The 23,159-nt window shown below is 73.5% G+C and carries 17 protein-coding genes; 3 read left to right on the forward strand and 14 right to left on the reverse strand.

Annotation, left to right across the window (positions count from 1 at the left end):
- Window positions 1-141: 141 nt before the first annotated feature.
- Window positions 142-2,595: a DNA topoisomerase (ATP-hydrolyzing) subunit A gene (locus ACIRBX_RS32950; RefSeq protein WP_402302838.1), complete on the forward strand. Its 2,454-nt coding sequence runs from the start codon at window positions 142-144 to the stop codon at window positions 2,593-2,595.
- Between the two features lie 99 nt (window positions 2,596-2,694).
- Here the strand turns inward: ACIRBX_RS32950 and ACIRBX_RS32955 are convergent, their stop codons facing one another.
- Genes ACIRBX_RS32955 through ACIRBX_RS32970 form a run of 4 tightly spaced genes read right to left on the reverse strand, consistent with a single transcriptional unit; the run spans window position 2,695 to window position 5,734 of the window.
- Entirely contained in the window at window positions 2,695-3,417 is a 723-nt protein-coding gene (locus tag ACIRBX_RS32955) for a hypothetical protein (protein ID WP_402302840.1), read from the reverse strand.
- Window positions 3,414-3,983 (reverse strand): hypothetical protein, encoded by a 570-nt coding sequence (locus ACIRBX_RS32960; protein WP_402302842.1) that lies wholly within the window; start codon window positions 3,981-3,983, stop codon window positions 3,414-3,416. The genes ACIRBX_RS32955 and ACIRBX_RS32960 overlap by 4 nt, the downstream gene beginning before the upstream one ends.
- Entirely contained in the window at window positions 3,984-5,441 is a 1,458-nt protein-coding gene (locus ACIRBX_RS32965; RefSeq protein ID WP_402302843.1) for a putative T7SS-secreted protein, read from the reverse strand.
- Window positions 5,441-5,734 carry a WXG100 family type VII secretion target gene (locus ACIRBX_RS32970; RefSeq protein WP_402302845.1) on the reverse strand — a complete coding sequence of 98 codons (294 nt, stop codon included), beginning with the start codon at window positions 5,732-5,734 and terminating at the stop codon, window positions 5,441-5,443. The genes ACIRBX_RS32965 and ACIRBX_RS32970 overlap by 1 nt, the downstream gene beginning before the upstream one ends.
- 143 nt (window positions 5,735-5,877) lie before the next feature.
- On the opposite strand from ACIRBX_RS32970, the gene ACIRBX_RS32975 reads away from it, so the two are divergent.
- Entirely contained in the window at window positions 5,878-6,783 is a 906-nt protein-coding gene (locus ACIRBX_RS32975) for a sucrase ferredoxin (protein ID WP_402302848.1), read from the forward strand.
- 193 nt (window positions 6,784-6,976) lie between these two features.
- Here the strand turns inward: ACIRBX_RS32975 and ACIRBX_RS32980 are convergent, their stop codons facing one another.
- The 3 genes from ACIRBX_RS32980 to ACIRBX_RS32990 all read right to left on the reverse strand — a co-directional run bounded on the left by ACIRBX_RS32980 (window position 6,977) and on the right by ACIRBX_RS32990 (window position 11,240).
- Window positions 6,977-8,581, reverse strand: a complete 1,605-nt coding sequence (locus ACIRBX_RS32980) for a cation acetate symporter (RefSeq protein ID WP_402302849.1) — start codon at window positions 8,579-8,581, stop codon at window positions 6,977-6,979.
- The gene (locus ACIRBX_RS32985; protein ID WP_402302851.1) at window positions 8,578-8,964 is read right to left on the reverse strand and encodes a DUF485 domain-containing protein; all 387 of its coding nucleotides are present in this window, start codon (window positions 8,962-8,964) and stop codon (window positions 8,578-8,580) included. The genes ACIRBX_RS32980 and ACIRBX_RS32985 overlap by 4 nt, the downstream gene beginning before the upstream one ends.
- Window positions 8,965-9,128: 164 nt before the next feature.
- Window positions 9,129-11,240, reverse strand: a complete 2,112-nt coding sequence (locus ACIRBX_RS32990; RefSeq protein WP_402302853.1) for a type IIA DNA topoisomerase subunit B — start codon at window positions 11,238-11,240, stop codon at window positions 9,129-9,131.
- A 503-nt stretch (window positions 11,241-11,743) separates the two neighbouring features.
- Between ACIRBX_RS32990 and ACIRBX_RS32995 the strand changes: the two genes are divergently transcribed.
- Window positions 11,744-11,977, forward strand: a complete 234-nt coding sequence (locus ACIRBX_RS32995) for a hypothetical protein (protein ID WP_402302854.1) — start codon at window positions 11,744-11,746, stop codon at window positions 11,975-11,977.
- A 286-nt stretch (window positions 11,978-12,263) separates the two neighbouring features.
- Here the strand turns inward: ACIRBX_RS32995 and ACIRBX_RS33000 are convergent, their stop codons facing one another.
- From ACIRBX_RS33000 to ACIRBX_RS33030, 7 genes are all read right to left on the reverse strand, one after another.
- Complete coding sequence (locus ACIRBX_RS33000) at window positions 12,264-13,133, reverse strand: S1 family peptidase (RefSeq protein ID WP_402302856.1); 870 nt, start codon at window positions 13,131-13,133, stop codon at window positions 12,264-12,266.
- A gap of 294 nt (window positions 13,134-13,427) precedes the next feature.
- Window positions 13,428-15,059, reverse strand: coding sequence for an RNA polymerase sigma factor (locus ACIRBX_RS33005; protein ID WP_402302858.1), 1,632 nt, complete (start codon window positions 15,057-15,059; stop codon window positions 13,428-13,430).
- 583 nt (window positions 15,060-15,642) lie between these two features.
- Entirely contained in the window at window positions 15,643-16,512 is an 870-nt protein-coding gene (locus ACIRBX_RS33010) for a FadR/GntR family transcriptional regulator (RefSeq protein ID WP_402302860.1), read from the reverse strand.
- Between the two features lie 257 nt (window positions 16,513-16,769).
- A complete protein-coding gene (locus ACIRBX_RS33015; RefSeq protein ID WP_402302862.1) occupies window positions 16,770-17,579 on the reverse strand; it encodes a hypothetical protein in 810 nt (269 codons plus the stop codon).
- A complete protein-coding gene (locus ACIRBX_RS33020; RefSeq protein ID WP_402302863.1) occupies window positions 17,576-19,039 on the reverse strand; it encodes an ATP-binding cassette domain-containing protein in 1,464 nt (487 codons plus the stop codon). Before ACIRBX_RS33020 ends, ACIRBX_RS33015 begins: the two co-directional genes overlap by 4 nt.
- A 263-nt stretch (window positions 19,040-19,302) precedes the next feature.
- Window positions 19,303-20,052, reverse strand: a complete 750-nt coding sequence (locus ACIRBX_RS33025) for an NUDIX domain-containing protein (protein WP_402302866.1) — start codon at window positions 20,050-20,052, stop codon at window positions 19,303-19,305.
- Window positions 20,053-20,299: 247 nt separating this feature from the next.
- The gene (locus ACIRBX_RS33030; protein ID WP_402302869.1) at window positions 20,300-22,393 is read right to left on the reverse strand and encodes a glycogen debranching N-terminal domain-containing protein; all 2,094 of its coding nucleotides are present in this window, start codon (window positions 22,391-22,393) and stop codon (window positions 20,300-20,302) included.
- Between the last annotated feature and the right edge of the window lie 766 nt (window positions 22,394-23,159).

Raw genomic sequence — 23,159 nt, forward strand, 5'->3', positions numbered from 1 at the left:
TGACGTCGGGGGGAGGGGGTTGACGGAGGCTGTCCGACGTAGGGTCCACAATGGGGGGCGCCGTACCCGGGCGCCCGGCCCGGACGTTCACTCCGGACGCCTACCGAAGCACCGTCAGAGACGCAAGGGAGCCAAGCCGCGATGGCCCGCCGCAGTTCGCCCACCCCGCCGCCCGGAGACTTCGAGGAGCGCATCCTCGACGTGGACGTGGTGGACGAGATGCAGGGCTCCTTCCTGGAGTACGCCTACTCGGTCATCTACTCCCGCGCGCTGCCCGACGCGCGGGACGGCCTGAAGCCGGTGCACCGCCGGATCCTGTACCAGGCCAACGAGATGGGCCTGCGCCCGGACCGCGCGCACGTCAAGTGCGCCCGTGTGGTGGGCGAGGTGATGGGCCGTCTGCACCCGCACGGCGACGCCTCGATCTACGACTCCGTGGTCCGGATGGCGCAGCCGTTCTCGATGCGGCTGCCGCTGATCGACGGGCACGGGAACTTCGGCTCGCTGGGGAACGACGACCCGCCGGCCGCGATGCGGTACACCGAGTCGCGGCTGACGGCCGCCTCGATGGCGATGGTGGAGTCGATCCACGAGGACACCGTCGAGTTCGGGCCGAACTACGACGGCAGCGAGCAGGAGCCGACGGTGCTGCCGTCGGCCTTCCCGAACCTGCTGGTCAACGGCGCGACCGGGATCGCGGTCGGCATGGCGACCAACATGCCGCCGCACAACCTGGCCGAGGTGGTGGCCGCCGCCCGGCACCTGATCAAGCACCCGCAGGCGGACCTCGAGACGCTGATGCGCTTCGTGCCGGGCCCGGACCTGCCGACCGGCGGCCGGATCGTCGGCCTGTCGGGCATCCGGGACGCGTACCAGTCGGGGCGCGGCACCTTCAAGATCCGGGCGACGGTCTCGATCGAGGCGGTGTCGGCGCGCCGCAAGGGCATCGTGGTCACCGAACTGCCGTTCAGCGTCGGCCCGGAGAAGGTGATCGGCAAGATCAAGGACCTGGTCGGCGCGAAGAAGCTCCAGGGCATCGCCGACGTCAAGGACCTGACGGACCGTGAGCACGGTCTGCGGCTGGTCATCGAGGTGAAGAACGGCTTCGTGCCGGAGGCGCTGCTGGAGCAGCTCTACAAGCTGACGCCGATGGAGGAGACCTTCGGCATCAACAACGTGGCGCTGGTGGACGGCCAGCCGCTGACGCTCGGCCTGAAGGAGCTGCTGGAGGTCTACGTCGACCACCGGTTCACCGTGGTCCGGCGGCGCAGCGACTTCCGCCGCCGCAAGCGCCAGGAGCGGCTGCACCTGGTCGAGGGCCTGCTGATCGCGCTGGTCGACATCGACGAGGTCATCGCGATCATCCGTTCCAGCGACAACGCGACCCAGGCCAAGGAGCGCCTGATCGAGCGCTTCTCGCTGTCGGAGACGCAGACCGGCTACATCCTGGACACCCCGCTGCGCCGCCTCACCCGCTTCGACCGGGTGGAGCTGGAGGACGAGCAGGCCAAGCTGCTGACCGAGATCGCCGAGCTGACCGAGATCCTGGAGTCGGACACCAAGCTGCGGAACGTGGTCTCGTCCGAACTCGCGGCGGTGTCCAAGCAGTTCGGCACCGAGCGGCGCACCGTGCTGCTGGAGGCCGGGGCCGCGCCGTCGGCCTCGCTGGCGGTGCCGCTGGAGGTCGCGGACGACCCCTGCCGGGTGCTGCTGTCGGCGACCGGGCTGCTGGCCCGGACGGCGGACGGCGAGCCGGTGGAGTTCTCCGAGTCGCGGTCCAAGCAGGACGTGGTGGTCTCGGCGGTGCCGGCCACCGCGCGGGCCGACGTCGGTGCGGTCACCACGGCCGGGCGGGTGCTGCGGCTGCCGGTGATCGACCTGCCGGCACTGCCGCCCTCGCCGTCGTTCTCGCTGGCCGGGGGTGCGGCGGTGGGCGAGTTCCTCCGGCTGGAGGAGGGCGAGCGGGTGATCGCGCTGACCACCCTGGACGAGTCCTCGCCGGGGCTGGCGCTGGGCACGGTGCAGGGCGTGGTGAAGCGGGTGGTGCCCGAATGGCCCGCCAACAAGGACGAGTTCGAGGTGATCGCGCTCAAGGACGGCGACGAGCTGGTCGGTGCGGTGGAGCTGCGCACCGGCGAGGAGGACCTGGTCTTCCTGACCTCGGACGCCCAGCTGCTGCGCTTCCCGGCCGGCCAGGTCCGACCGCAGGGCCGCCCGGCGGGCGGCATGGCCGGCATCAAGCTGGCCGACGCCGCCCGGGTGCTCTCCTTCACCGCCGTCGATCCGGCGGCGGACGCGGTGGTGGTCTCGGTGGCCGCCGCCTCCGGCACGCTGACCGGTGCGGAGCACACCAGTTGGAAGGTCACCCCGTTCGAGCTCTACCCGCGCAAGGGCCGGGCCACCGGTGGGGTCCGGGTGCAGCGCTTCCTGCGCGGCGAGGACGGCCTGGCCTTCGCCTGGGCCGGCCCGGCTCCGGCCCGCGCCTGCACGGCCAACGGCACGCCGGTCACGCTGCCCGAGCGTGACCCGCGCCGCGACGGCTCGGGCACCCCGGTCACCGGGAAGATCGCGGCCGTCAGCGGGCCGACGGCCTAGCGGGACCCCGTGGAACCACCCGGGCCCCCGGGGTACGCGTCACAGATTCAGGACACGTACCTCGGGGGCCCGTTGGGTTCGCCAGGCGGTGGGTGCCGCTCAGCCGAAGGCCGCCACCAGCCGCTCGGCGGCCGGGTCGGGCTGTCCGGGCAGGCTCACCGGCCGGTCGTCGCCGAGCAGCCGGACGGACTCGGCGGTCTGGGCCATCAGCTCCACGTACACCGGCAGGTCCGGCAGCGAGGAAGTGGTGAGCGAGAAGACCAGCAGCTCGGAGATCTCCGGCAGCGGCAGGTAGGTGTCCACCCGCACCAGCTGGAGCGGCTCCGGCGCGGGCGCACCCTCCTCTGCAGCTCCGGGCAGCCACTCGACGCCGGCGAACACCACCACGGCCGGGCCGGCCTCGACCTCGGTGCGGTGGACGTCGCAGGCGGGGTCAAGGGAGAGGGTCTCCATCAGGGTGCTCGTGATCAGCTCGACGTCGCCGCCCTCCAGGGTCTCGCTCCGGGCGATCAACGAGGCGGTGCTGACCCGGTCGTCCTCGGTCGCCATCAGGCAGATGCCCGCGTAGGTGGCGCCGTCGGCCGCCGCCGAGTCGGCCACCTCGGCGTAGAACCGCTGGACGCCCTCGCGCTGGGCTTCGGTCCCGCCGGACCAGATCTCGGCCGCGAGCTCACCCAGGTGGGCCCAGCGCTCCTCGTCGGAGAGGTGCATGCCCAGGTCGTGGAAGTGCACCGGGACGTCGAAGGTGAACCCGGTCTCGGGGGTGACCCCGGTCTCGGAGGTGGCCCCGGCCGCGACCTCGGGCTGCTCAAGGTTCGTCATGCCGCTGCTCCCGTCGGCCCGTTGGGCTGGATGATGGTGGAGGTCCAACCCGTGGCCGGCGTCAGGGTGATCCCGAATGGGCCGGACGAGCGGGCGACCAGCCCCCGGTGCGCAGCGATCTCGTGGATCCGCTCGCTGCTCAGGCCCCGGTAGTCCTTGGGCGAGAGCAGCAGGGCGTTGCCCTCCGAGCCGTACCGAAGGTAGGTCCAGCCGGCGAAGTCCCTTCGCCCGGTGGTGCGTTGACGCTCGTAGGCGCGCAGGGCGACCGCGCACAGGTGCTCCATGTGCGCGTCCCAGCGCGGGCCGCCACTGCCCCACTCGCGGGCCAGCCGACCCGGGCCGACCCAGCGGGTGAGCGGCGCGACCAGGGAGCGGAGCCAGCCCCGGTCCAGGCTGAGGTCGTCGAAGGCGTTGACAACCGCGAGCACGGGCACCCAGAACAGCCTGAGCAGGAGGTCCAGCGGGACCAGGACCCACTGGGCCAGGCACCAGAGCAGCAGGCCGGTCCTGGACCGCTGCCCGGCCGACGGGGTGAGCACCGGACGGGCCGGCGGAGCTCCGTACATCTAGTTCTCTCCCGTGAGCTGGTTGTAGATCGAGAGACCGATCCCGGGCACCGAGGGCCCGGCGTTGATGCCCCGGCTCCACCAGGACATCGGATCGAGGCTGCCGTCGGCCCGGACCGCGTTCTGGAAGGAGGGGATGCTCCGCAGCCCGGGCAGGTTGGCGATCTTGGTCGACTTGAAGCCGTCCATGGCCGTGCCGTAGGCGGTCTCGGCGACGTGCTTCTCCCAGGCGAACTTGAGCCGGTTGCCCATCCCCGGCAGTGCCTTGAACTCGGTCACCACGTCGGTGGCGCCGTCCGCGAGGCGGGAGGCCCGGACCGCCATGCCCCGGGTGGCGTCGTCCATGTGCTGGACCACCTGGTTCTTGCCGATCTGACGCACCATCTCGGTCGGCGACTGGCGCAGCACCCGGCTGCCGTTCACCACCGCCTGCTCCACCTTGGGGACCAGCTTGGTGGTGACCTTCATGACCGGGCGGGCCGCCGTGCCGACCAGCTTGCCGATCGGGAGGATCCCGAGGCCGTCGCCGACCAGGTCCATCGCGCTCACGTTGGCACCGCCGAGCTTGGCCAGTCCGTGGGTGGCCAGCGCACCGGCCGACATCGCGCCGCCCGCCAGCGCCAGCGCGCCCGACAGCGGGGGGAACCAGACGGTGCAGAGCGCGGCCACCCCGAGCACGGCGGAGGCGATCGACATCCAGTCGCCGATCTTCTTCAGCAGGTCGGCGTGCTTGGTAGCCCACTCCTTGATGGCGTGGCCGGCCCGCTTGAGGGAGTCCTTGAACTTGTCCCACATGCTGGTCTCGGGAGCGTTCTGGTTGGCCTTGCGGAGCGCCTTGGCGATCTTCGCGGCGGAGTCCTGATGGTCCTCCTTGAGCTCCTTGGCCTGCTTGACGATGGCCTCGAAGGCGTCCTTGGCGTCCTCCAACGACCGCTTGGCGTCGTTGAGTTCGTCGCCGGCCCGGGTCAGCTCGCGCTGGGCGGAGTCGATCCGGTTCTGGGCGTCCTGGAGTGCGGCGTCGTCGGTGAACATCTGCCCGGCCAGCCGGAAGGCGGGGGCGTCGGCGGCCGAGTCGTAGCGGGACTTCGCCTGGTCCTCGGCCCTCTCGCACTGCTCGCAGCGCTGCTTGGCGGCCTGCGCCTCGGCCTCGTACTTGCGCGCGGTGGACTGGTAGGAGAGCAGCTGGGTCTGCCAGGCGTTCAGCTGCTGGGAGGCGGCCCGGATCGCGTCGTCGCTGTCCCGCAGCATCGCGGGCAGCTCACCGACCTTGCCGGCGAAGGCCGTTGCGGCGTCGCCCTGCCAGGAGCCGCCGGTCCGGGTGAGCGAGGAGAGGCTCTGGTGGGCGCTCGACAGCGCGTTGGCGGCGGTGTTGAGGCGGGTGACCAGGGCGTCGACGTTGCCCGGGTTGCCGGGGGCGGGGTCGAAGCCGAGGGCCGGGAAGTCGGCGGCGTCACTCATCACTTGCCTCCGGTGAGGGCGTCGCGGATGGCCTGCTCGGTCTCCTCGTATGCCTGCTTGGTGATCTTCAGGCCCTCCTCGATCTGCTGGGTGCCGTCGGCGATCTTCTTGATCGCGTCGTCCCAGCTGTCGTGGAACTCGTCGCAGGCGTGGTCCAGCGCCTTGCTCCCGGTGGTCTTCGGGCCGGTGTCGCGCATCGCGTTCAGGGCGGTGCGCATCTCGTCCTGACTGCGGTGCAGATCATTGATCAACTGATCCAGGCGGCCGGTCTCGACCTTGAACTGACTCCCCATGACTCCCCCGTGGCTCGACTCACACGGCCGTGCGAATGCGAATCAGCATAGTCAGCCCCTCCAGGCCCGTCCGCCCCGGGGATCACACGGACGAGGGCCGTGCTCAGCGGGGCCGGACCCGCCGGGCGCGTAGCCTTGGCCCCGTGAGCACCTGTACCACGCTGTCCCGCGAACTGACCGAGCCGCTCTCGGCGACCGCCGCCACCGCCACCACCTGGCTGCTGGTGGAGCAGACCGGCCCGTGGGGCGCCAAGGCCCTGACCGAGAGTCACCTGGCACCCGCCGTCGGGCGTGCGCTGGACGCGGCCGCCGCCGGCACCGGCGTGCGGGTGGCACTGATCCGGCGCCCGGGCCGGCACGCGGACTGCCTGCCGGGCGCCCGGCACGAGGTGGTGGTCGCGCACACCGCCCCCGGCCGGTCCTGGGTCCGTCGCAGCAGCGTCGGGGATCCGGCGGAGCTGCTGGCACTGGACTTCGCCGCCCTCGGTGCGGGCGAGCACGGCGGCTTCGGCGCCGAGCACACCGGCGACCCACTGGCCCTGGTGTGCACCAACGGCCGCCGGGACCGCTGCTGCGCGCTGCTCGGCCGCCCGCTGGCGGCGGAGCTGGCCGCCGCCGGACACGCGGAGGTCTGGGAGGTGACCCACCTCGGCGGGCACCGCTTCTCCCCCACCATGCTGGTGCTCCCCTACGGCTACGCCTACGGGCGGCTGAGCCCGACCGGCGCCAAGGAGGTGCTGGCGGCCACCGCCGACGGCCACGTGGTGCCGGAGTTCTCGCGCGGCCGCTCGTACTGGGACCGGCCGGGCCAGGCCGCCGAGCAGGCGGTCCGGCAGGTGACCGGCGAGACCGCCGCCGACGCGCTGACGCTGAGCCAGCAGCCGGCCGAGGGCGGCGGCTGGCGGGTGACGGTCCGTCACGGCGACGGCCGGTCCTGGCTGGTCGAGGTGGCGGCCGGGGTCAGCGAGCCGCCGCGGGCGGAGAGCTGCGGCAAGACCCCGGCCAGCCCGTCCCGGATGGACGTCACCTCGCTCACCGCCCTCGGCTGACCGGAGCCCCGCCGCTCCCGGGCCCGGCCTCGGCTCTCACCGGCGCCGGACCCGCTCGGCCCGGCCGTCGGTCGGCGACTTCCGCGGCTACCGCGACGATCCCGGTGGTGGAGGTGCGGACGAGGTCGATCCACCCCGGCGATCCACCCTGGCGTTGGCCCCGGTGCCGACTCGGGCGGCCGGACCGGCCCGCTCAGGCTGCGCCCGCCCCCGTCAGGGCACGGACCTCCAGCTCGGCGTAGCCGTCCCGGTCGGCCGGCTCGCGGGAGGTGACGGTGCCGAGCCAGCCGGCCAGGAAGCCCACCGGGATGGCCACCAGCCCCGGGTTCTCCAGCGGGAACCAGTGGAAGTCCACGCCGTGCAGGACGGAGGCCGGGGTGCCGGAGACCACCGGGGAGAAGACCACCAGCAGCACCGCCGTGGTCAGCCCGGCGGCCACCGACCAGACCGCGCCCCGAGTGGTGAAGCGCTGCCAGAACAGGCTGTAGAGCAGCGTCGGCAGATTGGCCGAGGCGGCCACCGCGAAGGCCAGGCCGACCAGGAAGGCCACGTTCAGCTGCTGGGCGAAGAGGCTGAGCACGATCGCCACCGCACCGATCAGCACCGCCGCGCCCCGGGCCACCACCACCTCCTGGCGTGCCGTCAGCTCCGTCCCGCCCCGGGCCCGGCGCCAGACCCCGAGGTAGAGGTCGTGCGCGAAGGCGGCCGAGGAGGCCAGGGTCAGCCCGGCCACCACCGCCAGGATGGTGGCGAAGGCGATGGCCGAGATGAACGCGAAGAGCAGCACCCCGCCGGTGGAGGAGGAGCCGCCGCCGAGCACCTGGGCCAGCAGCGGGACCGCCGTGTTCCCCGCCGGGTTGTCGGCCCGGACGACGGCGCTGCCGACCAGGGCGGCGGCGCCCAGGCCGAGCACGATGGCCATCAGGTAGAAGCCGCCGATCAAGCCGATCGCCCAGACCGTGGAGCGCCGGGCGGCCCGGGCGGTGGGCACGGTGTAGAAGCGGGACAGGATGTGCGGCAGCCCGGCGGTGCCGAGCACCAGGGCCAGGCCGAGCGAGATCAGGTCCAGCCGGCTGGCAGTGGTGGCGCCGTACTTGAGGCCGGGCCGCAGGTAGGCCGGGCCGGCCCCGCTGTGCTCGGCGGCGGAGCGCATCAGCCCGGCCAGGTCGCCCCGGAAGCGGATCAGCACCAGCAGGGTGAGCAGGGCCGAACCGGCCACCAGCAGCACGGCCTTGACGATCTGGATCCAGGTGGTGGCCTTCATCCCGCCGACCGTGACGTAGACGATCATCAGGCCGCCGACCGCGACGATCGCCCAGGTCTTCGCCGCCCCGCTGCCGGTGCCCAACAGCAGCGCGACCAGGCTGCCGGCCCCGACCATCTGGGCCACCAGGTAGAGCAGCGAGACCACCACGCTGGCGCTGCCGACGGCGGCCCGCACCGGGCGGCGGCGCAGCCGGACCGCCAGCACGTCGGCCAGGGTGTACCGCCCGGCGTTCCGCACCAGCTCGGCGACCAGCATCAGCACGGCCAGCCAGGCCACCAGGAAGCCGACGCTGTAGAGCACGCCGTCGTAGCCGTAGAGCGCGATCAGGCCGGTGACCCCGAGGAAGGAGGCGGCCGAGAGGTAGTCCCCGGAGAGCGCGAAGCCGTTCTGCAGCGGGCTGAACTCCCGGCCGCCGGTGTAGAACTCCTCGGCGGCCTGGCCCCGGCGGCCGGCCCAGAGCGTGATGCCCAGGGTGACCAGCACGATCACCGCGAACAGGCCGATGGCCAGGTGGTGCTGAGTGCCCGTCACCGCAGGCCGTCCGAGGGGCGCAGCTGGTCCTGGGTGTCCCAGCGCAGCTCCAGCGCGGCGGCGTCCCGGCAGGTGCGGGCGTGCCGGACGTAGAGCCAGGTGAGCAGGAAGGTGGAGGCGAACTGGAGCAGGCCGAGCAGCCAGGCGACGTTCAGCGGCCCGGCCAGCTGGCGGGCCATCAGGCCGGGTGCGGCGGCCTGGGCCACCAGGTAGAGCAGGTACCAGGCGAGGAAGGCACCGGTCGCCGGGAAGACGAACCCCCGGTAGCCCCGGCGGATCCGCTGGAACGCCTCGCTGTCCTGGACCGCCCGGAACACCTCGGCCCGCTCGGTGCCCGGCCGGACCTCCACCGGGGGGACGGGGGCCGTCTGCTGTTGTGCCACGAGCTGCTCCAGGATCGGCGTCGGCGGCCGGAGGGTGACCCTCCGGTACGCCCGGATCGTTCCAGGATGGGACGGTCCGTCCGGCGCCCGCAGGCATTGCAGATACCTTCACTCAAACAGGTGAGCCCCCGTCAGCTGACGGGGGCTCACGGCGGCTGCGGCGCTCAGGCGTCGATGCGCGAGCGGTCCAGGGTGGCCGCCGAGTCGACGATGAACTCCTTGCGCGGGGCGACGTCGTTGCCCATCAGCAGGTCGAAGATCCGCTCGGCCTGCTCCAGGTCGCCCAGGTTGATCCGGCGCAGGGTGCGGTGGCGCGGGTCCATGGTGGTCTCCGCCAACTGGTCCGCGTCCATCTCGCCGAGGCCCTTGTACCGCTGCACCGGCTCCTTCCAGCGCTGCCCCTTGCGCTGGAACTCCAGCAGGGTGGAGCGGAGTTCGCCGTCCGAGTAGGTGTAGTGGTACTTCTCCTGGCCGCGCTTGGGGCTGGTCAGCTCGATCCGGTGCAGCGGCGGCACGGCGGCGAACACCCGGCCCTGCTCCACCATCGGGCGCATGTAGCGCTGGAACAGCGTGAGCAGCAGGCAGCGGATGTGCGAGCCGTCGACGTCGGCGTCGGCCATGAAGATGACCCGGCCGTAGCGGGCCTGGTCGATGTCGAAGGTCCGGCCGGAGCCCGCTCCTATCACCTGGATGATCGAGGCGCACTCGGCGTTCTTCAGCATGTCCGAGACGGAGGCCTTCTGGACGTTCAGGATCTTGCCGCGGATCGGCAGCAGCGCCTGGAACTCCGAGTTCCGGGCCAGCTTGGCGGTGCCGAGCGCGGAGTCACCCTCGACGATGAACAGCTCGCTGCGCTCCACGTCGTCGCTGCGGCAGTCGGCCAGCTTGGCCGGCAGCGAGGAGGTCTCCAGCGCGGTCTTCCGGCGCTGTGCCTCCTTGTGCTGCCGGGCGGCCACCCTGGTCCGGGCCGCCGCCGCGACCTTCTCCAGCACGGCGCGGGCCTGGAGCTTCTCGTCCTTCCTGGTGGAGGAGAGGAAGTTCTTCAGCTCCTTGGCCACCACCGCCGCGACGATCCGGTTGGCCGCCGAGGTGCCCAGCACCTCCTTGGTCTGCCCCTCGAACTGCGGCTCGGCGAGGCGGACCGTGACCACCGCGGTCAGGCCCTCGGTGGCGTCGTCCTTGGTGACGTCGTCCTCGGCCACCCGGAGCACCTTGGCGGCGCGCAGCGCCTCGTTCACCGTCTTGGCCAGCGAGCGCTCGAAGCCGGTGACGTGGGTGCCGCCCTTGGGGGTGGCGATGATGTTGACGAAGGAGCGCAGGGTGGTGTCGTAGCCGGCGCCCCAGCGCAGCGCGATGTCCACCCCGAGCTGCCGGGTGACCTCGGTCGGGGTCATGTGGCCGAGCTCGTCCAGCACCGGGACGGTCTCCTTGAAGCTGCCCTCGCCGCGCAGCCGGAGCACGTCGCAGACCGGCTTGTCCGGGGCCAGGTACTCGCAGAACTCCCCGATGCCGCCGTCGTAGCGGAAGGTGTCGGTGACGACCTTCTCACTCTCCGTCAGACGCTCGTCGCGGACCACGATGGTCAGGCCGGGCACCAGGAAGGCGGTCTGCCGGGCCCGCGCGTGCAGCGTCTCCAGGGTGAGCCGGGCGTCCTTGAGGAAGATCTGCCGGTCGGCCCAGTAGCGGATCCGGGTACCGGTCCGGCCGCGCGGGGCCTTGCCCTTCTTGGTCATCCCGCTGCCGGCCTCGAACGGCGCGTCCGGGCTGAGCTCGGTGAAGATGCCGGGGGTGCCGCGCCGGAAGCTGATGCCGTGCACCACCCCACCCCGGTCCACCTCGACGTCGAGCCGGGCGGAGAGCGCGTTGACCACCGAGGCGCCGACGCCGTGCAGGCCGCCGGAGGCGGCGTACGAGCCGCCGCCGAACTTGCCGCCGGCGTGCAGCTTGGTCATCACGACCTCGACGCCGGAGAGCCCGGTCTTGGGCTCCACGTCCACCGGGATGCCGCGGCCGTTGTCCTTCACCTCGACCGAGCCGTCCTCGTGCAGGACGACGTCGATCTTGTCGCAGTGCCCCCCGAGGGCCTCGTCCACCGCGTTGTCGATGATCTCCCACAGGCAGTGCATCAGTCCGCGGCTGTCGGTCGACCCGATGTACATGCCGGGGCGCTTGCGGACCGCCTCCAGCCCCTCCAGGACGAGCAGGTGCCGAGCGGTGTAGTTGGAGCCGTCGTCTCCGGCCAGCAGGGCGGACGACGCTGTCGGTTCGGCGCTCACGCGGTGTGCACTCCTCAATGACGTTCTGACTCGTCTTACTTCGGCCCGCTGCCTGACGGCCGACCCCCACAGTGTTCCCAATGCCTGAGACACATCCGGTCCGCCCTCCGCAGCTTGTACGCGCTGCGCGAACACGGGCCGGGCCGTTTCCGGTGACACCGGAGCGCCATCTCCTCCCGCCACCACGGCTCCTGTCGGACCGTCGGCCCCCGGAGGGGCTGCGGAGCAGGCGTTATGCAGGCTACCGGTGTCGCGGACGGGGCTTATGCTCCAACCCAGCAGAGGATTATGCTACGCGGACCTCGACCCCCGGCCCGTTCGGGAGTTCGAGCCGAATGGCGAGTCCTGGAAGTCGACAGGCATGAACCGCCGACGCCCTGGGCACGTCCTCATCAACAACACAGCAGAATCCTCAGAGAAGAAAAGCCACGAGCGGGAACGTTTTCGGCCTGGTTGGATGTTGACCCTGGTACGACAGCTCGTCGAGCTAGAGAAGAGGCGACGTGACTACTGTTCTGACCCCTGCGAGCCCGCTCACCGCGGCTGACCGCTGCGACCGCTGCGGCGCCCAGGCTTACCTGCGCGTCGTACTCGCGAGCGGCGGAGAGCTGCTCTTCTGCGCCCACCACGGGCGGAAGTTCGAGCCGGAGCTGAAGAAGATCGCGACCGAGATACACGACGAGACCGGTCGCCTCACCGAGACCAGCAGCAACAGCGCGCCGGACGACGAGCGCTGAGCCTGCGGCCCGCACAGGCGGGCCCCGCAGGCCGACCGGCGGAGCCGGACGAGGCCCCTACCAGGGGTGATCGTCCGGCTCCGTCGCGTTTGCGCACCGCGCGTCCGCACCCGTGGCGGGCACACCCGGCCGATCGGCTCGGCCGCGCGCCGGAGCCACCACCGGCCGACCGGGGCCGGGTGATCTCCGACACTCCGTCAGCTCCCGGGGCCCGTACAGCTGACGGAGCGTCGCCGCGTGGATGCGGAGCGCGTCCGCGCGAGGGTGCCGCCCCGCGCCGGACCGCTCAGATCCGGGAGCGCACCGCGTCCGAGACGGCGGCGATCCGGGTGTAGACCCCGGGGTAGCGGGCGTCCGCGCAGCCGGTGCCCCAGGAGACCAGTCCGGCCAGCCGGCCCTGCACCACCAGCGGGCCGCCGCTGTCGCCCTGGCAGGCGTCCTTGCCGCCCTTCTGCTCCCCGGCGCAGACCATCACCCGGGGGTCGTAGGAGCCGTCCTTGCCGTGCGCGTACGCGTCCCCGCAGACCCGGTCCGAGACGATCGGCACGTCCACGCCGCGCAGCGTGCGGGAGTAGCTGCCGTTGCCCTTGGTGTCGCCCCAGCCGTAGACGGTGGCCCGGGTGCCCGGCGCGTACGGCTCGGTCTCGCCCTGGTGCAGCAGCTCGATCACCGGGCGGTCGCCCTGGTGCTCGGCCAGCGTGAGCACCGCCACGTCGTTGAGGTTCCGGCTGAAGTCGTACTGCGGGTGCACCCAGACCTCGCGCACCTCGACCTCGCGGCCCTCGCCGGTGCGGCCCAGGTCGTCCCGGCCGATCACCACCCGCAGGCCGGGGCGGTTCACCCGGGCTCCGTTGGACTCGTCGTAGAAGCAGTGCGCGGCGGTGGCCACCTTGGTCGGCGAGATCAGCGCGCCGCCGCAGAACTGGCCCGACCGCGAGTTGCCGAACTGCTGACGGCTCGCCAGGGCGACCATCCAGGGCAGCTGTTGGGTGCTCGCGTTCTGCCCGCCGACGATCCGGCGCTGCGCGCTCGCCGGAGCGGCCGCGCCCAGCGCGATCAGCGGGGCGGGCATCGAGGCGAGCAGCGCCAGGGCGACCGCGCGGCGGTGGCGACGACGGGACGGCGGGGTCGGGCGGGCGTCCGGGGTGGGCGGCACCGAGTTCTCCAAGGTCGGTCGGCGGGCAGCAACCGGCACAGCGTAGTGGAGTGATCACTTACCGTGGGGCCGCGCGCGCCGGGTGTACCCGGACGGGCGACCGCGCGGTCCTCCGGCTGACGCAGTGCCGTGCACCGGCGGTGTACGGCGACCGTCGCGCGGGCGCACCGGTGACTGTGCCCCGGTGAGTGTGCCCCGGGGCGCGGGACGAGGGCGGGCCGGGAACGCCGGAAGGCCCGGAGCGGTGGTGAACCGCTCCGGGCCTTCCGGGGTGTCCTGGTACCTGACCGGTGATCAGTCCAGGTAGTCGCGCAGCACCTGCGAGCGCGAGGGGTGGCGCAGCTTGGACATGGTCTTGGACTCGATCTGGCGGATCCGCTCGCGGGTCACGCCGTAGACCTTGCCGATCTCGTCCAGGGTCTTCGGCTGACCGTCGGTGAGACCGAAGCGCATCGACACCACGCCCGCCTCGCGCTCGCTGAGCGTGTCCAGGACGGAGTGCAGCTGCTCCTGGAGCAGGGTGAAGGAGACCGCGTCGGCCGGCACGACCGCCTCGGAGTCCTCGATCAGGTCACCGAACTCGCTGTCGCCGTCCTCGCCGAGCGGGGTGTGCAGCGAGATCGGCTCGCGCCCGTACTTCTGGACCTCGATGACCTTCTCGGGGGTCATGTCGAGTTCCTTGGCCAGCTCCTCCGGGGTGGGCTCGCGGCCCAGGTCCTGGAGCATCTGGCGCTGCACGCGGGCCAGCTTGTTGATGACCTCGACCATGTGCACCGGGATGCGGATGGTGCGGGCCTGGTCGGCCATCGCGCGGGTGATGGCCTGCCGGATCCACCAGGTCGCGTAGGTCGAGAACTTGTAGCCCTTGGTGTAGTCGAACTTCTCGACCGCGCGGATCAGACCGAGGTTGCCCTCCTGGATCAGGTCCAGGAAGAGCATGCCGCGACCGGTGTAGCGCTTGGCCAGCGAGACCACCAGGCGGAGGTTGGCCTCCAGCAGGTGGTTCTTGGCCCGGCGGCCGTCCTCGGCGATGATCTCCAGCTCGCGCTTGAGCTTCGGGGCGAGCTTGTCGGCGGCCGAGAGCTTGTCCTCGGCGAACAGGCCGGCCTCGATCCGCTTGGCGAGCTCGACCTCCTGCTCGGCGTTGAGCAGCGGGACCTTGCCGATCTGCTTCAGGTAGTCCTTGACCGGGTCGGCGGTGGCACCGGCCACGGCGACCTGCTGGGCCGGGGCGTCGTCCTCGTCGTCGTCGGAGAGGACGAAACCCTGGTCGGTCTCCTCCTCCGGCGTCTCGGCGCCGCCGGCCTCCTTGTCACCGGGCAGGGCGGCGTCCTCGAGCAGCTCCTCCTCGCCGAGCAGCCCCTCCTCGCCGTCCTTGGTGGTCTTGGTGGCGGCCGTCTTCTTGGCGGCGGTCTTCTTGGCGGGGGCGGCAGCCTTCTTGGCCACCGCCTTCTTCGCGGGGGCGGCAGCCTTCTTGGCCACCGCGGCGCGCGCCTCGGTGGTCTCGGCGATGCCCGCGATGGACTCGATCACCCGGACCTCGGCGACCACCGGAGCCGGAGCCGGGGTGGCGGACGGTGCGATCCGCACCGGCGGCTTGGACGGGGCCGACGGGGTCCGCGTGGTGACCGTCTTGGCGGCGGTGCGCTTGGCGGCGCTCTTGGTCGCGGTCGCCTTGCGCTTCGCGGCGGACGGCTCCGCCGCGCTGACCATGAGGTCCACACCCTCCTCAATCAGCACCTGATTGAGGCTGCGCATGACGTTCTTCCACTTGGTGACCGGGATCTGGTCCGCCTCGAAAGCCTGACGCACGTCGTCACCGGCGATCTGCCCCTGGGCCTTGCCCCGCTCGATGAGCGCCAGCAGAGCCGCGGACTCGGCGATCTCGGGGGGGAGCGAACGGGATGTGCTGGCCGACACGAACAACCTCTCGGACGATGAGTGAACTCGACACCAGTACCGGCCGCCGAGCCGACGGGAGCGGTCCCGCGCGGAAGGCGCACGGATCCGGATCCGACCGGCTCGGGCTTGGGGACTGGGGTGTGCAGGACGGCAGCGGCGCCGCAGACCAACACAGCATTCTGACACGGTGGTGGTATTCCGGAGCCGCTTCCGCTCCGTACACATCGCCGCCGCTCCTCAAGTGTTACGCATGCCCTTGGTGGCGCCCGTCACACCGACGGCACGGGGAGGGCCGGAACGGGGGCGCCGGGAGGTCCGGGGACGGCCATGGCCCCTCAGTCGCGGGGGTCGGCGACTGAAGGGCCATTGGGTACCGACGGATTTCCGTGCTCGGATCGTTGTCTTCCGGGCCTCCCGCACCCCGCTCGACGCCCTCCGGCCGCTCGCCCCTGGAGGACGACCGGACGGCGGGCGGACTGCGGACGGCGTGCGGATCAACCGGCGATCGGGTGGGGACCGGACGGGGACGAGCCGGAGGTCAACCGGGGGTCAACCAGGGTCAACCGGGGGTCCGCCCGAGACTCGGGAGAGGAGTCCGGCGGGGGATTCAGTGCTCGCGGGGGGCCGGGACGGAGTGCTCGACCTCGGGGTGCACGGTGAGCAGGGCACGGACGGCGGCCTCGGCGGCGGTGCCGTCGCCGGTGCCCAGGGCGTCCACCAGGCGGGCGTGCAGGCTGGCCGCCGCGTCGGACGGCCGCTCGCAGGCGGTGGCCGGACCGCCGGAGACCTGGAGGGCGCAGCCGACGATGCCGGAGAGGTGCTCCAGCATGCGGTTCCCGGCCATCTGCAGGACCAGGGCGTGCAGTTCGACGTCGGCCCGGGCGTAGTTGACCATGTCGCCCTGGGCGGTGGCGTGGCCCATCACCTCGGCCAGCTCGGTCAGCCGCTGCTGGACGTCCTCGCGGCCGTGGCCGGCGGCCAGCCGGGCCGCGAGCGGCTCGATCGCCCAGCGCAGCTCGAACAGCTCACGCCGCTGCTCGTCGCGCTGCGGGCCGAAGGCGCGCCACTCGATGATGTCCGGGTCCAACAGGTTCCAGTCGGCGACCGGGCGGACCCGGGTGCCGACGTTCGGCCGGGCGCTGACCAGGCCCTTCGCCTCCAGGACCCGGAGGGACTCGCGGACGACGGTGCGGGAGACCTCGAACCGCTGACCGATCTCCTCCGGCACCAGCGGGCGGTCGGCGCCCAGGTCACCGGAGACGATCATCTGGCCGAGCTGCTGGACCAGTTGGCCGTGCAGGCCCCGGCCCCGGCTGCTGGTGGTCTTGCGGCCGACCCGCAGGTCGACCTCGGAGCCCTCCCAGCGGGGGGCGGGCGGGGTGGGCCGTTCGGCGTAGGAGAAGCGGTCCAGCTCGCCGGGGGCGACTGCGTCGGAGGGGCGAGCTGCGTTCATGGTGGGGTGCGCAAGGGTACTCACAGCTCCTTTGTCGGCGATCGGCGGGCCCGCCTTGAGAATTCTCGTGAAAAGCACACGAAAGGGTGATCGCCCGTGACCGGATAATTGACTTCTTATCAGGCAGAATCCCCCAAATCATCGCGGTCCGGTCGATCTTGGTGACGGGGTGTCACCAGCACTGCGGAGGACGGTCGTTCGGGCTGCGGAGGGCCCCGGCGCGGTGCCGGGAGGTCCGGTCCGGCACGGCCGGGCACGCCCGGATCCGGGCGGGCCCCACCTCAGAGCGCGCGGCGGCGTACCTGGGCGAGGACGGCCACCACCAGCAGCAGCGCGATCGGGGCGAGGACGGCGGCGGCGAAGGTGCCGTCCACTGCCGGGCCGGTCCCGAGCCGCTGCGGATCGACGCCCCGCACCAGGTCGAGGCCGTACTGGAACGGGAGCAGCTCCCGGGCCTGGGCCGGCCAGCCGCGACCGCTGCGGCGCAGCAGCAGGGTGAGGGCGGGTTCGAGCAGGGCCGGCACCGTGCACAGCACCAGCAGGCCGGCCGCCGCGCTGCGGAGCAGCGAGGTCAGCAGCAGCCCGGACCAGGCGGCCAGCACCGTCAGGCCGACGAACAGCCCGAGCGGACGGAGCAGTTCGGCGAAGGCCGCCGACGCCGGGTCGGTCAGCACGGCCGTCCCGGCACCCGGGGCGGCGCCAGCCAGGACGACCGCCGCGTTCAGCAGGACGGTGGCGGTGGCGAGCAGCGCCGCCACCGGGCCGGTGACGGCCAGCTTCCCGATCAGCAGCCGGCACCTCCGCCCGAACGAGACCCGGCCGGCCACCAGCCCCGGGTACCGGACCTCGTGCCCGTAGGAGAGTGCCCCGAGGGCCCCCGCGCCGAGGGCGGCGATCGGGAGCGGCAGCAGCGGGACGACCGCCGTCAGGCAGCGGACGGCCGCCGTCGGCCCCAGCTCCCCGCCCGGCAGTTGACGGGCCAGCACGGCGGCCACCGCCGCGTCGACCAGCAGGACGGCGGCCAGGATCAGCCAGGTGGAGCGGAGGCCGCGCAGGCGGCGCAGCTCGTAGGCCAGTACGCGCACGGTCACTCGCTCCGGGGCTCGTGGGTGGTCGGGGTGGTCGGGGCCGTCCGAGCGGTCGGGGTGCTCTGGGTGCGCTCGGGGCCCTGGGCGCTCTCGGGGCCTTGGGCGGCCGCGCTGCCCGGGAGGTCCGGGCGGGCGGTGCGGCGGGCCGGCCGCGGGGCCGCACCGGGGCGCTCGTCGCGGAACAGCTGACGGCCACTCAGGGTGATCGTGCGGGGGACGGCTTCGGGTCGGACCTTCGCCTGGGCTCCGGCCGGGGCTCCGGCTTGGGCGGGCGCCTGGGCCTGGGCCGGAGCCGGAGCCGGAGCCTGGGCGAGCGTCTGACCGGAGGCCTGGGCAGGGGCCGGAACGGGGTGGACGCCGGGGGCGATCGGGCGCGCGAGCAGGACGGCGGTCTGCTCCTGGTCCTGCTCCGCGGGCTGCGGGATCCCGGTACCGACGGCAGCGCCTGCGGCCACCGTGGCCCGGGCCGCCGAGGTGGTGGCCGGGGCACCCGGGGCGTCGGCCGCGCCGGGGACCAGGCCGGACGGCGTGGCGGGCACCGGGATGGGGTGCACCTGGCCGGAGCGGCCGGAGGAGGCGGGAAGCACCGGGTACGGGACGGGCTGTTCGACCACCCGGTCGGCCAGCTCGTGCAGCAGGATGCCGTGGCGGTAGGCGAGCTCGCCGATCTCGGTGCGGGTCAGGCCGCTCACCGCGATGCCGGTGCCGCCGTCCCGGCGGACCTGGTGGCCCTGCTCGGTCAGCAGGTCGGCGAGCCGGGCCATCTGCGGCCCCCGGACCGAGACCTCGGGGTGCAGACGGGTGCGGCGGAACTCGGAGACCGGCTGGTCCGCCACCAGGCGCCCCTGATCGAGCGTCACCACCCGATCGGCCAGTGCGGCGGCCTCCTGCGGAGTCCGGGTGGTGACCAGGACGGTGCCACCGGAGACGCCGAAGGAGCGCAGGAAGGAGTGGAACCACTCGGTGTTGCGCGGCGAGAGGCCCTCGGTCGGACCGTCCAGGAGCAGGGTGCCGGGCGAGCCCAGCAGGGCGGCGGCGAGGGCGAGCCGACGGTGCATGCCGGGCGAGAAGGAGCGCAGGCGGTGGCCGGCCACGCCCGCCAGCCGCGTCTGCTCCAGGAGTTCGTCGGCACGGGAGGACGGGACCCCGGCAGCGGCGGCGAGCATCCGCAGGTGGGCGCGGGCCCGCATGCCCGGGTGGCCGCTGCCCTGACCGCCCTCGGGCAGCAGCACGCCGACCTCGCGCTCGGGGTGACGGAGTCTGCGGTAGGTCCGGCCGCTGAACAGCGTGACGCCCTGGCCACGCTCCAGTTCGACCATCAGCCGCAGTGCGGTGGTCTTGCCCGCCCCCTCGGCACCGAGCAGGGCGGTCACCACACCCGGACGGGCGTCGAAGGTGAGATCGAGCAGGGCCGGCAGGCGGCCCCGGCGGTAGACCTTGGTCAGTCCGGTGATCTGGATCATCGCTGCCTGCTCCTGTCTCGGCCGACCGGGCAGCGGAGCTCTTCCGCCCCGCTGGAGCACAGTAGGGCGAGCAGGCAGGGAAATCGGGCATTACGGACGCGGGGCGGGCAGCGTCGCCGCCCACCTCACTCGATCAGGGGACAGTGGACGTACGGAGCTCCGGGCGCACGCCCGGGTGGTACCCGGGCGTGCGGAGCGGAGACGGGGCTGCGAGGGACGGAGCCACGGGGGGCGGAACTGGGACGGAGCCGCCGCGGTGCCGCTCAGGACTCCGGGCGGAGCATCGGCGGGTTGAGGACGGTGGCACCACCGGCCTTGAACAGCTGGGCGGGGCGGCCTCCCTGACGGGTCGTCGTCCCTCCTGCGGGGACCAGGAAGCCCGGGGTGCCGGTGACCTTCCGGTGGAAGTTCCGGGGGTCGAGGGCCACGCCCCAGACCGCCTCGTAGACCTGGCGGAGCTCGCCGACGGTGAACTCCGGCGGGCAGAAGGCGGTGGCCAACGAGGAGTACTCGATCTTCGAGCGGGCTCGTTCGACGCCGTCCGCGAGGATCTTGCCGTGGTCGAAGGCGAGCGGCACGCCCTCGGCCGGGCTGGGGCCGAGCAGGTCACCGACCGGTGCCCACCGGGCTCCGCTGGCGTCGCCGCCCGGGCGCGGCGTCGGGAGGTCGGGGGCCAGTGCCAGGTGGGCCACGCTGACCACCCGCATGCGGGGGTCGCGCTGCGGGTGGCCGTAGGTCGCGAGCTGTTCGAGGTGGGCGCCGACCGTGCTCGGGCCCTGGCCGGGGGCGGAGACGGCCCGCAGGCCGGTCTCCTCGGCCAACTCCCGGGAGGCCGCCTCGCCGAGCCCCTCGTCCAGCCGGACGAAGCCGCCGGGCAGCGCCCAGTAGCCCTGGAACGGCGGCTCGCCCCGGCGGACGAGCAGGGCACAGAGCGCGTGCTCCCTGACCGTCAGCACCACCAGGTCGACCGTGACAGCGAACGGGGGGAAGGCCGACGGGTCATAACGCGACATGGGGACGATCATAGTCGTCTCTTTGACGATAAGGACAGGGCCCCGACGGGGTGCGTCGGACCGTGCTGCGTCCACGGAGCGACCGTCCCGGCGGCGCCCTCGGAACGGCCCGGTACGGCGCTCGGGGCACTGCCGGGAACGGGCCCGGGGCAGCAGTCGGGGAACCCGCTCGGAGCGATGCCGTGGACAGCGCTCCGAGCGGACCCGGGGCGGCGGTCCGGGTCGGCGGACAGCCCGTCCTGCCGGCTCAGCGGGTCCCGAGTTGGAGGGTGGGCGACGCCTCCTCCACCACCGCGACGCCGATCCGGCTGATCCGCACCGAGAAGGGCTCCCCGGCCACCCGCAGACCACCGAGCTCCAGCTCGCCGAGCGGGGCGGTGCTGGCCGGGCGGACCGCGACCCGGCCGGCCGGGACGTCGGGGCGGACCCCGGCGAGCCCGGTGACCAGGTGAACGGCGGCGGCCGAGGAGAGCGCGGCCGGGCGGCAAGCGGCCGGGTGCGGGACCGGGGGGCATCCGGTGACCCGCTGCTCCCCCGCGTACATCTCGGGCAGCCGACCGTCGAAGTGGGTGGAGGCGTCGAGCAGGCCCTCCAGCAGCAGCCCCGCCTCCCGCTCGAACCCGGCCTCGGTGAGGCCGACGACCGCGAGCGCCGTCTCGTGCACCCGGACCGCCCCGCTGCGGTGGCCGAGCGGGTTGAACCGGGGCGACTTGGCGCTGAGCGTCCGCAGGCCCCAGCCGCAGTCGAACTCCGGCGTGACCAGACGCTGGGCCAGCACCCGGGTCTGCTCGCGGTCGAGCAGACCCTCGTGGCGGTCGCCCTCGGCGGCCAGGCCGAGGTCCAGCAGGTGGACGAAGGAGGAGGCGACGGCGGGCAGCGGGCGGCCCGGACCGAGCAGGGCCGCCGCCGGGCGCCCCCCTGACAGGTCGTCGATCCAGAACTGCTCCCGGAACCGCTCGCGCAGCCCCGCCGCCCAGGACCGCCACGCGGCGGCACCCGGGCGGCCGAACGCCTCCAGCAGCTCGGCCCCGTGCAGGGCCGCCCGATGGGCCTGGGCCTGTACCTCGCAACGGGCCGGCACCGGCCGGGCCGCCCGCTCCTCGGCCGACCGACCGAGGTCGGTCACGAACCCGACCGGCCCCGCCGGGGCACCGTCGGCCTCGACGCCCACCGGGCCACCGGAGGGGCCACCGGGCGGGCCGCCGTACGGCGAGCCGGTGAAGGCGGCTGACGGGCCGCCGACTGACGCACCGTCGGCAGCGGACCGGGACGGGGAGTCCGTGACGTTGCTCCGGAGGGCTGCCAGTGCCCGCTCGGCGGCGGGCAGCAGCTCGGCCACCTCCTGCCTGGGCAGGCCCCACCGCCACGCCTCTGCCAGCAGGGTGACGAACAGCAGCGTGGCCTCGGTCGCGGTGCAGGAGGGCGGTAGCTCCGGGCCACCGTGCCGGAGCGGCCCGGGGATGACGCCGGCCTGCGGACCGGTGGCGGACTGACGGCGGGCCAGCGCACGGAGGGTGCCGGCCGCGAGGCGGGTACCGAGCGGCAGGGTGAGCCGGGCCGCCCAGAGGGCGTCCGCGGCGGTCAGCCCGAACCGCCAGGGTGCACCGGAGACCGCGTGGAGGTCGGTCGGCCGGTCGGCATCGGCCAGGAGCAGCCCGCCGAGCGCGTCCAACGAGCGCGGCACCAGCAGCCCGACCCGGGCGTCGTCGCAGCGGACCTCGGGCTCCGACCAGGGCAGCGGCACACCGGCCCCGCGGCCGGTGGGCGGGCGCGGGGCGCCCTGGGCCGCGTTGGTCTCCAACGCGGTGGTCAGCTCGACCGACCAGCGGGCCCCCGGCTGCACCTCCAGGTCCCAGCGCAGCACCCCGGCCCCGGCCAGCACGGCGTGCGGCGACGGACGGGCCGCCACGGTGGCGCTGTGCTGCGGACCGGCCCAGCGCAGCCCGGCCGACTGGACCTGCCCTGGAAGGTCGGCCAGGCGCTGCCCCGCCGAGATCTCGGCGAGCTGGCCGAGGTCGGTGCCGAGGGTGATCTCGAGCGGTATCCGGGCCGGCCTGAGGCCCGTGTTCCGCACCGTCACGGTCTCCACCCCGTTGGCGTGCCGGAGCCGCTCGACCGTCAGGGCCGGATCCGGATCCGGATCGCCGGGCACCCGGACGGCGCCCACGAAGCGGGCCTCCGCCGCCGAGGTCAGCGTGCCCTGGAGGGAGAGCGGCTCCATGCCGCCGAGGCGCAGCTCCATCCGGGCCAGGGCCCGGACTCCGGAGCGGTAGAAGCCGTGCAGGGCCTGACCGCGCAGTTGGCCGTCCAGACCGGAGATGGCCATGGCCGGGGCGCTCACGCAGAGCACCGTGGCATGGGTGGCGGGCGGCTGCGGGCGGAACGGGCCGGGCGGGCGCCCCGCCCCGGCTGCCCCGGTGCCGGGCAGCTGTACCCCGCCGGGCGGCGTGTGTGACGCCCCGGCAGGGACGCCGGGACCACCGGAAGGACCGCCGGGAGGACCACCGGGGACCGTACCCGGGGGTGGGCCGTAGGGCGTCCCGGGGGCCCCGCCGGAGGTGTGCGGGAGCCCGGTGGCACCCGGGCCGGGGGGCGGGGCCGCCAGGCGTTCGGGGTGCGGGCGGGCCGATCCGGACGGGGCGTCAGCGGATGTGCCGGGGGCGGGCGGTGGCCCCCAGGGTGCTGTGGTGGGTGCGGGCGGCGCGGCGGCCAGAGGGGCGTCGGTGGGCCAGGCTGCCGGTGGAGTTGCGCCGGGGGCGCGCAGCGCCCGCGCATGCCCCCCTGCGGCTGGCGCGGAGAGCGGAGCCGACGCGTCCGAGAGGGCCGGAGCCGTCGGGTCCGAGCGCTCCGCACCGAGTGGTCCGGTCCCGTACCGGCCGACGGCCGGCGGCGGGGCGAAGGAGCTCACCGTCCCCCCGTCCCCGGCGGTGACCGGGGCGGGGGCGGGAACGGGAACTGACGGTGCGGCAGACCCGGGGGTGGGCGGTGCGTCCCGCAACTGCCTCGGGTCGTTCACCTGATGCTCCTTCTTCGACCGGACGACGGCGGTGCTGCCGGTCGGCCGGACATGTCCTCGATCACGGTCTCGTGCTGCTCGTTCGAGCCTC

Source organism: Kitasatospora sp. NPDC096147 (genome assembly GCF_044763225.1).
Taxonomy (GTDB): domain Bacteria; phylum Actinomycetota; class Actinomycetes; order Streptomycetales; family Streptomycetaceae; genus Kitasatospora.